The sequence below is a fragment of the Pseudomonas sp. KK18 genome, assembly GCF_037094675.1.
GTDB lineage: Bacteria > Pseudomonadota > Gammaproteobacteria > Pseudomonadales > Pseudomonadaceae > Aquipseudomonas.
Window position 1 is genome coordinate 4,243,748 of the sequence record NZ_CP146605.1, and the last position, 12,758, is coordinate 4,256,505.

The following is a 12,758-nucleotide window of genomic DNA, read 5'->3' on the forward strand; positions in this document are numbered from 1 at the left end:
ATTGAAAGGGTGTGCCATTCAGCACTCTCCCTGGACTTCGCCAAACGGAATGTCCAGGCGAGCAAGGCGGTACAACAACGTGCGCCGGGCGAGGCCCAGTTCACGGGCGGTGCGGGTTCGATTGCCACGGTTCTTGCGCAGGCAGTCGATCAGCACTACCCGCTCGACTCGCTCCATGCGCTGGCGCAGCGTTGCGTCGACAGCGGGCGCGGACAGGGTTGATGGCAGCGATAAATGCGCAGGCAGGATCACCTCGTCGTCGCACAGCAGCACCGCCCGCTCCACCATGCATTTGAGCTCACGAACATTGCCGGGAAAGTGGTGGCTGGACAGTTGATCCAGGGCCGCACTCGACCAGCCCACCGTGGCTCGCCCCAACAGTGCACAGGCCTTGTCGGCGAAATGCCGGGCCAGTTGCAGCACGTCCCCGTCCCGCTGGCGCAGCGCCGGCAACTCGATAGGAAACTGCGCCAGCCGGTAATAAAGGTCCTCGCGAAAGCTTCCTTCAGCCACCATGCTGGTGAGGTCCCGGTGGGTCGCCGCGACGATTCGCACGTCGACCTTGTGGGACGTGTTGGCGCCCAACGGCCGAATCTCGCCCTCCTGCAGGACCCGCAACAACTTGGCCTGCAGTGACAGCGGCATATCACCGATTTCGTCGAGCAGCAGCGTGCCGCCGTGGGCGGTGTCAAACAGGCCGGCATGGTCTCTTTCGGCCCCGGTGAACGCGCCTTTGCGGTAACCGAACAACTCACTTTCGAGCAAGCCTTCGGGAAACGCTGCGCAGTTTTGCACCACAAATGCCTTGCTGCTGCGCGGGCCGGCAGCATGAATGGCCCGGGCGACCACCTCTTTACCGGTGCCGGTCTCGCCCCGGAGCAGCACGGTGTAGGGGCTATGCACCACCTTGCCGATCAGGCGGCACGTCTCGTCCATGGCCGTGCTGTTTCCGATCAAGCCGTAGGCGCTGGTGCTGCGGGTGCTGCGAACCACCTTCAACGCACCGGGAGCCCGGCGCATTCGCCGCAACAGGGCCAACTGGCTCAAGACAAAACTGCCCAATTGGCCCAGGGACGCACCGTAGCCAGCCAGCTCCGTCGCTCGCAGGCTGGCACACAACACCATCCCGGATACCTGCTTGCTCGGCCCCGGTAACGGCACGCACAGGAGTGATTGCCAGGACGCCGCGCCCGCTGGCAGAAACCCCGTGTCATACACACTGCTGCCTGCCTCGGTGAGGTGGAACACGCGGTTCTGTTGCAGCACGTACTGCAACAGTTGCTCGTTCCGCAAATCCGCGCCCGAGCTCACAACCGCCCCTGGCGGCGACAGGCCCGGCAAATACTGGGCAGCCAGTTCGAGGCGGCCAGTGGCCTGGTCGAGCAGGTACAACTGGCCAAGCTCGCAGCCGCTCAGTTGCGCGGCGCCTGCCGCAAAGTCATCGGCCAATGTCGATTCGTCACTATTGACGCCCAACCGGGTAAACCATCCCAACAAGGCAGCGGCGTAGTCCAGCGGGCTTGGCAACTGGGTAAACGGATTGTCCGCCATCAGCTGAACTCACAGATTACGGTGCCATTGGCATCCAGCCTGGCATGGACGAACTGCAGGGACTTGCCAACGGCCATCGCATCCAGCAGGCGATCCACCACCTGCGGCAACAGGTTTTCCTCGATCCATTGGTCGACAAACCGCGCGCCACTCCCACTGTGGCTACAGTGCTCGGCCATGTGTGCGACAAGATCCCCTGCGTGACTGAATGCGAGCTTGCGCTGAAGCAGACGCTGGCCCAGGCGCTGAAGTTTGTGTTCAATCAGTTGGTGCAGCACCGCGCCTGCCACCGGGTAATACGGCACGACTCGCATACGGGCCAGCAGCGCCGGCTTGAAATGAGCTGTCAGTACCGGCCGGATCGCGGCGTGCAGTACTTCGACAGCCGGTCGGTGACCGTCGGCGCACAGCCCGGTGACAAGATCGCTGCCCAGGTTGGAAGTCATCAGGATCAGGGTATTGCGAAAGTCGATTTCACGTCCTTCTCCATCATTGGCTACCCCTTTGTCGAACACCTGGTAAAACAGGTTCAGGACATCCGGATCCGCCTTCTCCACCTCATCGAGCAGCACCACTGAATAGGGCTTTTGCCGCACCGCCTCAGTCAGCACCCCGCCCTCCCCGTAACCGACATAACCCGGTGGTGCGCCGATCAGCCGGGACAGTGAGTGTTTCTCCTGGTATTCAGACATGTTGATCGTGGTGACAGAGCGCTCGCCGCCATACAACAGGTCGGCCAGGGCGTGGGCTGTTTCAGTTTTGCCGACACCACTGGGGCCCACCAACAGAAATACCCCCACGGGGGCATCAGGCTTGTTCACGCCGGCCGCGACAGCCCGCAGGCAACGGTCCAGGACCTGCACGGCACCTTCCTGGCCGAGGATGCGACCACGCAGATCATCCGCAAAGTTCAGGACCTTCGCGCTGTGTTCGCGGGCAAGCTGCTCCAGGGGAATACCCGTCCAGGCGCTGATAACCTGTGCCACCAACCGTGGGCATACTTCGAAGCTGAGCAATCGCTGTTCGTGCTGTATGGCCTGCAACGCCTGATGGTTCTGGGCCAGGAGCGGAGCGAGAGCCTCAGTGCTTTCGCCAAGGTTACCGGCGTCGGCAAGTTGCTGGCGCAGCGAGAGCACCTTCTCGGCCAGTTCGCGCTGGTGGGTCCAGCGTTGTTCAAGCTGTAACTGTGCGACTTCTACTTCTTCCAGTCTCCGGGTGAGGTGCTGCAGCACCTGTTCATCGATGGCCAACCCCGCGTCGGCATCCCTGCGCACGGCACGTTGCTGGCGCGTGCCCTCGGCCAGTTCGGCGCGCAACTGCTGCAGTTCGTCCGGCGCCGTGACCAGGCTGATCCGCACCCGGGCACAAGCGGTGTCCAGCACGTCCACAGCCTTGTCCGGCAACTGGCGGCCGGCCAGGTAGCGGGCACTCAACTGCGCGGCGGCGACCACGGCGTCATCGCGCACGTAGACTCCGTGGCTGGCCTCATACACCGGGACCAACCCACGCAAAATCGTCACGGCATCGTCAACCGTCGGCTCGTGCACCTGCACCGGCTGAAAACGCCGCGCCAACGCCGGGTCTTTCTCGAAGTACTTCTTGTACTCCGACCAGGTCGTCGCGGCGATGGTACGCAACTCACCTCGTGCCAGCGCTGGCTTGAGCAGGTTGGCGGCATCGGAGCTGCCGGCCGAGCCGCCTGCGCCGACCAGGGTATGAGCCTCATCGATGAACAGGATGACCGGTTGCGGCGAGGCGTTGACCTCATCGATCAAGCCTTTGAGGCGGCGCTCGAACTCACCCTTGATGCTGGCACCGGCTTGCAGCAGGCCCATGTCCAGGGTCAGCAGGCGCATCTTCCTTAGCACCTCTGGCACTTGCGCGCTGACGATCCGCAGGGCCAGGCCCTCGACTATCGCGGTTTTCCCGACACCCGCCTCGCCCACCAGAATGGGGTTGTTCTTGCGCCGCCGCGCGAGCGTATCGATCATTTGCCGGACTTCGTTATCGCGACAGAGCACGGGGTCGAGTTTCCCGTCCCGGGCCTGGCGAGTCAGGTCATGGGTAAAGCGCTCCAGCAAGGAACTCCCCGCCTCAGCGGGAGCCGCCTGCGCGTTTTCACTCAAGAGAAATCCGAGCACACGCGGTGCATCAAGCGTGCTCATCACCGCCTGGTAACGGCTGCCAGCGTGCTGCATCGGGTTGCGCAACAAGGCGAGCAGCAAGGCGCCATGGTCCACTTCCCGTCGGCCCAGCTCCAGATGGGCAACCAGCAACGCCTGCTGCAGCCATTGCACCAGGGCGGGCGAAAACACCGGATTGCGGGACGCGCTCTGGTCGACCCGAGGTTGCAGCACGGCCTGCAATTCCCCGGCATCCACGCCCGCATCCTGCAGCGCTCGCATAAGAACACCCTCGGGAGGCTCCAGGAGCGTCAGCAGCAAGTCTTCCACCAGGACCTCGCCGCCGCCCCGGGTGACACAACGCTCGGCGCTGCGTTCCAGGTCGCGCCGTGTGGACGCCGTCAATGCCTGGATAAGTTGTTGCAGATCCACATTCATCATATCCATCAATCCCTAATGATTTTTACTGGCCAGGATGACCACGCCGTCTGCCCGCTCATGCCCCAGCCAACTGGTCCAGCCCAGGCGGCAGACGTTGTGCTCGCCAAGGTGCAACGGCCGGACCTCGCCCGCCGCCAACACCAGTCGCACGTCGTATTCCAACGGGTCCCGGGCGGCAAAACGCACCAGCGCACACAGCGGCTCGTAACCCGCCCCGGTGGGCAAAAACTCGTGAAAACGCTGCCAATCGAGTGCCGATACATGAACCCTGAACATGCCACTGCGGTCGATAAGGCACTCCCCCAGCACCAGGTCCGAACCCAACGAGCTATAGGCGCGACCAAGGTCATTGCGCTGCTCCTGGTCGATCACTACCCTGCGCTCGACCCACTGCTCGATGACCAGCCGGTTGTGCTTGAAGTAATAACGCAGCACGGTCTCGATCAGCGCGGCGGAGTGCACGCGCAGGCTCAGCAGCCCCAGGTAGGGCAACAGGCGTTTCCAGTTCAGTTGAGCCGCGCTGCGAATCGCGCTGCCACCCAGGCCCACCCATGCAAACATCTGCTCGAAAAAGGGATCGCGGGCGCCCGTTTGAAAACTCGCCTGATAACGATATTTTCGCCAGATCGGCACTATCAGCCGGTGCAGGCGATGGTGAAAAAGATCAAGAAATTCCCGCGTCGGATTACCGCCCGCTACCTCGGCAAAGGCTTGCTCGCCATAGAACGCCGGCAGCGGTGACCCTGTACCAAACAGGCCCAGCACATTGAGGCGAAGCCGTGCCCGCAAATGGCCGTGCTCGACAAAAAACTCCACACGATCAATGTCGTTGCCGGGAAAGCCAAAGCCTGGGTTGGCCTGGAACTCCAATTGATCGTAGAGCGCATCATCGTCCAGCGAGGGATGCGCCTCGCGCAGGCGCTCGATAATCTGCGCAACCGCCTGAAACACCGAGTACTCGCGAATCACTCGGGACAGTGCGGTTAAAGCAGGGGCTGCTGGCCCATCCGGGGTGGCCATAGGTACACGTCTCCTTGTGTGCTGATGACTCGCAGTTCGTGGTACGAGTTGAGGCTGGCGTAAAGCGCGAAGAACTCGTTGAGCACCGAGGCAAAGACGAACACGTCGCCCTCCCCCAGGTAGCCTTCAGGATCGATGGTGAGGTCAACCCGTAAGCCGCGAAATGGCAGGCCTCGGTGCAGCCGGTCTACGGGCTGGTGACTGATCGAACGGAGGGCGCCCAGCCTTCGCCTGCTGACCTTTTCCACCTGGCGGTCGTGATAACGCGGCAGGTCGTAGGTTTCGAGGATCACCCTCAAGGCGTTGATATCGGTCAATGACAGATAGTTGAGCGACATATTGCTGATCAGTCGCCACAGGAAGTCGCTGTCCAGGGGTGGCGCAAAGCTGGGGGTTGCCGCGGTGATGTTGCGAAACGAGAGAAACTCGGGCGTCTGTTCGCACGCCTGATTGATATCGCCCACCTGCAGCAGGCATGGCAGGTTGTGGTTGGTGCAGGTCAGTTCAATCGACAGGGTTTCCTGTTCATGCACTGGACACCGGTCGAAACTCAGCCAGGTATCCAGGCCGGCATGTTGCAGGGATGGCCGCTGGCGAACGCCATAGCTGGGCGCGGCGCTGCCAAAATCGTGCTCAAACGATTCGAACGGAACATATTCCTGGTACCCGAGGCCTCCCGGCCGCCATCCCGTGACCTTGTCGACGGAAAATACACCGCAGTTCCCCCTGGCGTATTCGCCAGGCAACAACAGGTATTCGTCCTGCTTGCCGTCCAGGCGAATCGGTACGCCGTCGTGCCTGAACAGATTGACGATGGGCGTGCAGTACAGCTTCACGTTGTCCAGGGTAGGCGCCATTCGCTCAATACCGCGACCACGCATGTCGAAGCGTAACGTCACGCCATGTACCTGCTTGAGTACGTCAATAGGCAACCTGCTCAGCGCGCCAAGGCCACTCACATCGACAAACAGGTATTTGTCGGGAAAGGCGAAGTACTCCTGCAAATGGCGATAGCCACGAAAGGTATTCAACGGATAAGGGATCAGTGCCTCATCCTCGGAAAAGCCCACAGGACTGATATCGTTGCTGGACAGACGCAACGAAACAGGCTCGCCGTCGGCGCCGATGACCGGCAGCCCGTCGCGCCCGAAAGGCTGCAACTCGAACCCGTCCAGGTGACGCAAAAGCCCCAGGTAAAGCGCCTGGCTGACGGGCTGCTCCCCCGCGAGATGCAAACGCAGGCAGTTCAGTTCCAGCTCACTGAAGTTGCCCTCGGCCGTCATTTCCAGGCGCAGGCAGAGCAAAGCGCCCTCGCCCTGTACCGAGTACTCCATGGCGGCCAGTTGCAGCGGCAAGACCTGCGTCGGGTAACAGGTACGAAAACGGCAACGTTCACCGTCGATCGCAATGCTTTCCACCGGTGTATCCCGCTCGACCCTGATGGCCGGCCCTGTGCGCTTGAGCGGATCAAACTGCAGCATGCTGAACGACGGCAGCGGCCGCATATAGTTGGGCCACAGCAGATGCATCAACGAGTGACTCAACTCCGGCAATTGATCATCAAGCTTCTGCCGCAGGCGACCGGTGAGGAATGCAAAACCCTCAAGCAACCGTTCTACATCCGGGTCTTGGCCAGCGTCCCCAAGAAACGGCGCGAGTGCCGGGTTGCGCTCGCAGAAGCGTCGCCCCAACTGTCGCAGTGCGCTCAGCTCGCCCTGGTAGTAGCGGTTAAACGACATCCGGTTTGACCTCGACCCGTGCGCCGTGAGCCAGGCTGGCGCAAAAGGCGACCGCTTGCGTCATGCCATTGACTTCCATGGCCCCCTCGATGGAAAAAGCCAGCACCATCGGGTCACGGTCCTGAGGCAATGCCTTGACACGGACATCCTTCAGACGGGGTTCGTAGGCCTGGATAAAGCGCTCAATCAGGAACCGAGCCTGGCTCAACGCGTCATGCAGGCTGAGGCGCATGTCATTCAGATCAGGTAACCCGTAATCAGGTAGCGTCTGGACACTGCCCGCACGGGTGCTGAGCATTTTCGCCAGATGACCCGCCACGGATTCCACGACGCAACCTTGCGGGCTGCGCCCCACGCCGGACTCCAGGCGCTCGAAAAGGCTGCGGTTTTGGGTAATCACGTGGCGGCGGCTCATTCTTTATCGAGCTTGCCGACGAGCGACAGAGTGAAGTCTGCCCCCATGTACTTGAAGTGCGGGCGAACGCTCAGGTTGACGCGATACCAGCCGGGCTCCCCGTCGACATCACTGACAACAATGCGCGCAGCCCGAAGCGGGCGCCGTCCACGCACTTCGGTGCTGGGGTTGTCCTGGTCGGCTACGTATTGGCGAATCCATTTGTTGAGTTCCAGCTCAAGGTCGGTGCGCTCCTTCCACGACCCCAGCTGTTCACGCTGCAGCACCTTGAGATAGTGGGCCAGGCGATTGACGATCATCATGTACGGCAATTGGGTACCGAGCCGGTAATTCAGCTCGGCAGCCTTGCCTTCGGCACTGATTCCAAAAGACTTGGGTTTTTGCACCGAACTGGCGGAAAAGAACGCTGCATTGTCACTGCCCTTGCGCATGGTCAGGGCAATGAAGCCCTCTTGCGCCAGCTCGTATTCGCGTCGGTCGGATACCAGCACCTCGGTAGGAATCTTGGTTTCGATCTCGCCCATGCTGTGAAAGTGATGCAGCGGCAAGTCCTCCACTGCACCACCACTCTGCGGGCCAATAATGTTCGGGCACCAGCGATACCGGGCGAAACTGTCCGTCAAGCGGGTAGCAAAGGCATAGGCCGTATTACCCCACAGATAGTGTTCGTGGCTGCTGGCCACATGTTCCTGGTAGGCGAACGTCTTGACCGGGCAATCAACGGGATCGTACGGCGTACGCAATAGAAAGCGCGGTACGGTGAGGCCGATGTAGCGGGCATCTTCGCTCTGGCGAAAACTCTGCCATTTGGCAAACTGCGGCCCTTCAAAATGGTCCTTCAGGTCCTTGAGGTCAGGCAGGCCGGTAAAGCTCTCCAGGCCGAAGAAGCCAGGACCCGCCGCCGCAATGAACGGTGCATGAGCCATGCAGGCCACGCTGGAAACGTACTGCATCAGCCTGACGTCGGGAGCACTGGGGGAAAGGAAATAATTGGCGATGATTGCCCCTACGGGCTGGCCGCCGAACTGACCGTATTCGGCACTGTAGATGTGCTTGTAGAGTCCGGACTGAGTCACCTCCGGTGAGTCCTCGAAGTCATCCAGCAGGTCCTGGCGGGAGACGCTGAGCAGTTCGATCTTGATGTTTTCACGAAAATTGGTGCGATCAACCAGCAACTGCAGGCCACGCCAGGAAGACTCCAGTGCCTGGAAGTCGGGATGGTGCAGGATTTCATCCATTTGCTGGCTGAGCCTTGCGTCAATCTCGGCAATCATCCGGTCAACCAGGCGCTTCTTGACCGGCTCGCCCTTGTTTTGCGGCTTGATCAGCTCCACGATAAATGCCGAGACTCCGCGCTTTGCAATACTGTAGGCCTCGTCGTCGGCGCTGAGGCGGGTCTGGGCAATGATGTTGTCGAGAATGCTGTACTCATCCGTGATGGGCGCATGCGACGGGCTTTGGCTGGTAGTCATGGTGTCAGTGTCCTTTTAACTGAGAGAGTTATACGGCGGAGCTGTCCAGCCCCAATTCAGCCAATACCCGCTTGCGCGAATCGTCATCGGCGAGGGCATTTTCAATGGCCTTTCGAAAGCTCGGCGTGTTGCCCAGCGGCCCCTTGAGCGCCACAAGTGCATCGCGCAGGTCCATGAGCTTTTTCAGCTCGGGTATCTGCTCAACCAGCTGTGCAGGATTGAAGTCCTTCATCGAATTGATCCTGACCCGGATCGCCAACTCGTCAGGTTCGGCTGAATCCTGCAGCCGGTTGGGGACGCTCAAGGCCAGGCCCAAGGCCTGCTTGGCCAGCACCTCGTCGAGGCTGTTCTTGTCGATGCCGACGGGCTTGCGGTCTTCGAGCTTGCGCAGGTCTTCACGCTGGGTGAAGTCACCAAGCACCAGCAATTTCAACGGCAGCTCGACCTCTTCCTGCGCAGTGCCGACGGCGGGTTTGAACGTGATATTGATGCGTTCCCTGGGGGCTACCGAACCTTCTTTCGCCATGGTGTTTCTCCTTTTTCGGGGGGCTCGAAAGCCTATTCAAGTACCGCTTCGAGATCGAAGTGGCACAGCCTGCGATGGACATCTTCCTTGCGCTCACGCACGGAATGGCTCTGGGGCAATACGTCACAGCAGCCATGCAAGAGCTGCAGTACTTCAACCGCCAGCTCGGGCTCCCAGCGCTGCAGGCCTGAGTGCTGCAGCTCGTGGTCCAGGTGATCGAGCTGGACTTTGGCCAGGTCATGCTTGCCTGCCAGCAAACACAACCTGGCCAGGCCAAGCCGCCAATGAAACCGGGCACGATCACCTGTTGCGGTTTGCATGCCCTGCTTGAGGGACCGCACAGCCACCTTGAAGCCGTCCTTGCGCAGCACGGGCATGACGTCGTGCAACGCTTTGTCCCAAGGCGCAGCCTGGGCATCAGGTGCCGACCTGAGTGGAACCGGGGCTTGCAAATGGCGGGCAACCTGGGTGTTGATCCAGCCACGGGTGACGTCGTCGGCGAAGGGTGTTCCGTCGTGGAAGCGCAGCTGTGCAAGCCCCGGCAAGCGCTGGAGCAACAGCGCGAAGTGCACTTCCAGCTCGGTCATGGCCAGGTCGGCCTGGAGTGCCTGCAGGCACTCCCACACCCGGTACAAGCCGTCGAACCAGAAAGGTGCTCCGGCCAGGCTGCCCTCAAGCTCCAGCAGCAGGTCGGTATGCTGCCCTTGGGCAAAGCGCTCCTGGTACCGCTTGAGCTTGTCGGGCGCCGGCCCGCGCAAAGGCGTTACCTGTTCGCTGTCACAGTCCGGAAGACTGGTGATCGTCAGCCAGGTCAACGTTCGGTTCAGACGCAGTGCGCGCAGGTCAGTGGCATTCTGGCGCTGCCACCAGGCCGACAAGGGCCGGGCATGTTCCTGCAGCGTGCGCAGCAGCTTGTGGGCGTCCTTTTCGTTTTCCACAATGGGCTCGGGCGCCATCAACTGAGTCGCGACCTGCCTGATATGGGCGATCACCCCTGTGCTACCGCCTGCTGGAGGCTCGCTTTCGGTGGACTGTTGCAATCGGTCCGACAGCTGCCTGCGAACCGGCAGTAACAGTGGCGCATCTTCGAGAAGGTGTTCGGTCCACAACTCGTCCAGCCGCGCCAGGTGTTCGAGCATGCAGTGGAACAAGGGCCGCTGATCCTTGAGCGAAACAGGTTGTGCAAGCACCTGCTCGAGGCGCGGGACCAGCCAGCCAAAGGCGGCACTGCGGGTACGCAGCTTGCCCGGATAAACGACCGCCCAATGATGCTCACAGAGGTAGCGCAGCAATCCGAGGCCTGCGAGTAGCCCGGGGAAGGACTCGCGCTGATGCAAGGCCCAGGTCAACCAGACAGCGACCCGCAAGTCCTTGGACTGGTGGCGTAACAGCGCCTCGCTTTTTTCCACGACCCATTGCCAGTCAGGCTGACTGTTTCCGTGAATGGAGTGCGCCTTGCCCAGTTCAGTTTCAAGCGCCTCATACTCGGTCGAAAAACGCATATCGGCCCCCGCATAACTCGTTTTCGAGTTGGGTGCCTGCGCAAGTTCGAGGTAATAATCGGAAAGCCTGTCTGAGTAAACCATTATGGGCCGCACTTTACTTTCCTGAGCATGTTCAGTGAACTAATGGCCATTCAAGCGCACATCAGGACATTGATTAAAGTTTGCCTTCCCTACGAGAAGAGCACGAACCTTATCCATGCAAAAAGCATTGTTCAAGCCACCAAATAGCAGTTAAGGAGTTTCCTACAAGAATAGAAAAATCACCGACGCGCAAGAATTTGCGCAGCCAAAGCGATAGGCTTCATCATTAATGAGGTGAACTCTGCGAATAACAACGCCCATCAACATGAGCAACTAACTGCACACCCCTGCGCAAACAAATACAACTAAATCGAATTAAAACCTTTAATGCCGCTCAAAATGAAAACCAATAAAACCTTAACCCCCTGCTTTCATTGACGCTCGAACTTTCCGGCACGCTTCTTGATATCGAGCATTACCCGGCCGGCAAGTCCGTCGGCCGGGACGACCTCATTTATCAGGCAAGGAAAACCGTCATGCCAACACCCGCGTATCTATCCATCACCGGCACCAAGCAAGGCTTGATCACGGCAGGCACGTTCACCCAGGACTCGGTCGGCAACATTTACCAGGAAGGCCATGAAGACCAGATCCTGGTGGAAGCATTCCAGCATCAGGTGATCATTCCCCGTGACCCGCAATCCGGCCAGCCCACCGGCCAGCGTGTGCACAAGCCCCTGATGATCAGCAAGGTATTCGATAAATCGTCGCCATTGCTGTTCAGCGCATTGACCTCCGGGGAAATGGTCAAGTGCCGGCTTGAGTGGTACCGAACCTCTTCAGCCGGAACCCAGGAACACTACTTCACCATCGAGTTGGAAGACGCGATCCTGGTGGACATCCAGTCACGGATGCCCAATTGCCAGGACCCGAACAACGCACACTTCACGCACCTGGAGGATGTGTATTTCACTTACCGGAAAATCGTCTGGACCCATGAGGTCTCCGGTACCTCTGGCTCTGATGACTGGCGCAGCCCGGTAGCCGGCTAAGCAGCCACCGAAACAGAAACGGCATCGCCATGGACGGCACCGTTTCTGTCGGCCACTAGACCATCGCCAGCGGATGCTTGCGCTTCGGCGCCCCAAAAACCCGGTCAATCGCGTCCAGGTCGTGCTCATCCAGCACCAGCTTCGCCGCTGCGGCATTGAGCCGGACATGCTCTGGCGTAACAGCCTTGGGAATCGCGATCACACCGTCCTGGCGCAAGACCCAGGCCAGGGAAACCTGGGCGGGTGTGACCTCGTGGCGACGGGCAATTTGCTTGAGGGTCGGGCTGGCCAACAGGTCGCCACCCTGGGCGATGGGACAGTAGGCCATCAAGGGTAAATTGTGTTGCTGCCACCATGGCAGCAGGTCGAACTCGATGCCGCGCTCCTCGATGTTGTAGAGCACCTGATTGGTGGCACAGGCCGGGGAAGCCAGCTCCTGCAGGTCTGCCACATCAAAATTGGACACACCCCAACGACCGATCTTGCCTGCCTCACGCAAGCGCTCGAAGGCTTCTACCGTTTCTTCAAGGGGGTATTGCCCACGCCAATGCAACAGATACAGATCAATGTAGTCGGTGCCCAAGCGCTGGAGGCTGGCCTCACATGCACGTGGAATGCCTTTGTGGCTGGCATTGTGCGGGTACACCTTGCTGACCAGGAACACCTGGTCGCGCTTGCCGCGAATCGCCTCGCCGACGACTTCTTCGGCACCGCCTTCGCCATACATTTCAGCGGTATCGATCAGGGTCATGCCCTCATCGATACCCAGTTGCAACGCGGCCACTTCGGCGCTGCGCTTGCCGGGATCCTCGCCCATGCGCCAGGTCCCCTGGCCGATGACAGGGACGGGTACGCCGGCCAGATCAATGGTGCGCATGACGACCTCCTGATGA

At 60.4% G+C, this 12,758-nt stretch carries 10 protein-coding genes; 1 reads left to right on the plus strand and 9 read right to left on the minus strand.

The window, feature by feature from the left end:
* Positions 1–18 precede the first annotated feature (18 nt).
* The 8 genes from V6607_RS19185 to tssA are packed head-to-tail and all read right to left on the minus strand — an operon-like array spanning position 19 to position 10,873.
* Positions 19–1,551, minus strand: coding sequence for a sigma 54-interacting transcriptional regulator (locus tag V6607_RS19185; RefSeq protein ID WP_134326854.1), 1,533 nt, complete (start codon positions 1,549–1,551; stop codon positions 19–21).
* Positions 1,551–4,115, minus strand: coding sequence for a type VI secretion system ATPase TssH (gene tssH, locus V6607_RS19190; protein WP_134326855.1), 2,565 nt, complete (start codon positions 4,113–4,115; stop codon positions 1,551–1,553). The genes V6607_RS19185 and tssH overlap by 1 nt, the downstream gene beginning before the upstream one ends.
* A 12-nt stretch (positions 4,116–4,127) precedes the next feature.
* Positions 4,128–5,135 (minus strand): type VI secretion system baseplate subunit TssG, encoded by a 1,008-nt coding sequence (gene tssG, locus V6607_RS19195; RefSeq protein WP_134326856.1) that lies wholly within the window; start codon positions 5,133–5,135, stop codon positions 4,128–4,130.
* Positions 5,099–6,874, minus strand: coding sequence for a type VI secretion system baseplate subunit TssF (gene tssF, locus V6607_RS19200; RefSeq protein ID WP_087694181.1), 1,776 nt, complete (start codon positions 6,872–6,874; stop codon positions 5,099–5,101). The genes tssG and tssF overlap by 37 nt, the downstream gene beginning before the upstream one ends.
* Entirely contained in the window at positions 6,864–7,289 is a 426-nt protein-coding gene (gene tssE, locus V6607_RS19205; RefSeq protein WP_102604773.1) for a type VI secretion system baseplate subunit TssE, read from the minus strand. The genes tssF and tssE overlap by 11 nt, the downstream gene beginning before the upstream one ends.
* Positions 7,286–8,761, minus strand: coding sequence for a type VI secretion system contractile sheath large subunit (gene tssC / locus V6607_RS19210; RefSeq protein ID WP_134326857.1), 1,476 nt, complete (start codon positions 8,759–8,761; stop codon positions 7,286–7,288). The genes tssE and tssC overlap by 4 nt, the downstream gene beginning before the upstream one ends.
* 28 nt (positions 8,762–8,789) lie before the next feature.
* Positions 8,790–9,287 carry a type VI secretion system contractile sheath small subunit gene (tssB, locus tag V6607_RS19215; RefSeq protein WP_003208038.1) on the minus strand — a complete coding sequence of 166 codons (498 nt, stop codon included), beginning with the start codon at positions 9,285–9,287 and terminating at the stop codon, positions 8,790–8,792.
* Positions 9,288–9,319: 32 nt separating this feature from the next.
* Positions 9,320–10,873 carry a type VI secretion system protein TssA gene (gene tssA, locus V6607_RS19220; RefSeq protein ID WP_134326858.1) on the minus strand — a complete coding sequence of 518 codons (1,554 nt, stop codon included), beginning with the start codon at positions 10,871–10,873 and terminating at the stop codon, positions 9,320–9,322.
* 476 nt (positions 10,874–11,349) lie between these two features.
* Here tssA and V6607_RS19225 point away from each other — a divergent pair, with 476 nt between their 5' ends.
* Positions 11,350–11,865 (plus strand): type VI secretion system tube protein TssD, encoded by a 516-nt coding sequence (locus tag V6607_RS19225; protein ID WP_003208034.1) that lies wholly within the window; start codon positions 11,350–11,352, stop codon positions 11,863–11,865.
* 55 nt (positions 11,866–11,920) lie between these two features.
* Here V6607_RS19225 and V6607_RS19230 read toward each other — a convergent pair whose 3' ends face one another.
* Positions 11,921–12,742, minus strand: coding sequence for an aldo/keto reductase (locus V6607_RS19230; RefSeq protein ID WP_008437004.1), 822 nt, complete (start codon positions 12,740–12,742; stop codon positions 11,921–11,923).
* Positions 12,743–12,758 lie beyond the last annotated feature (16 nt).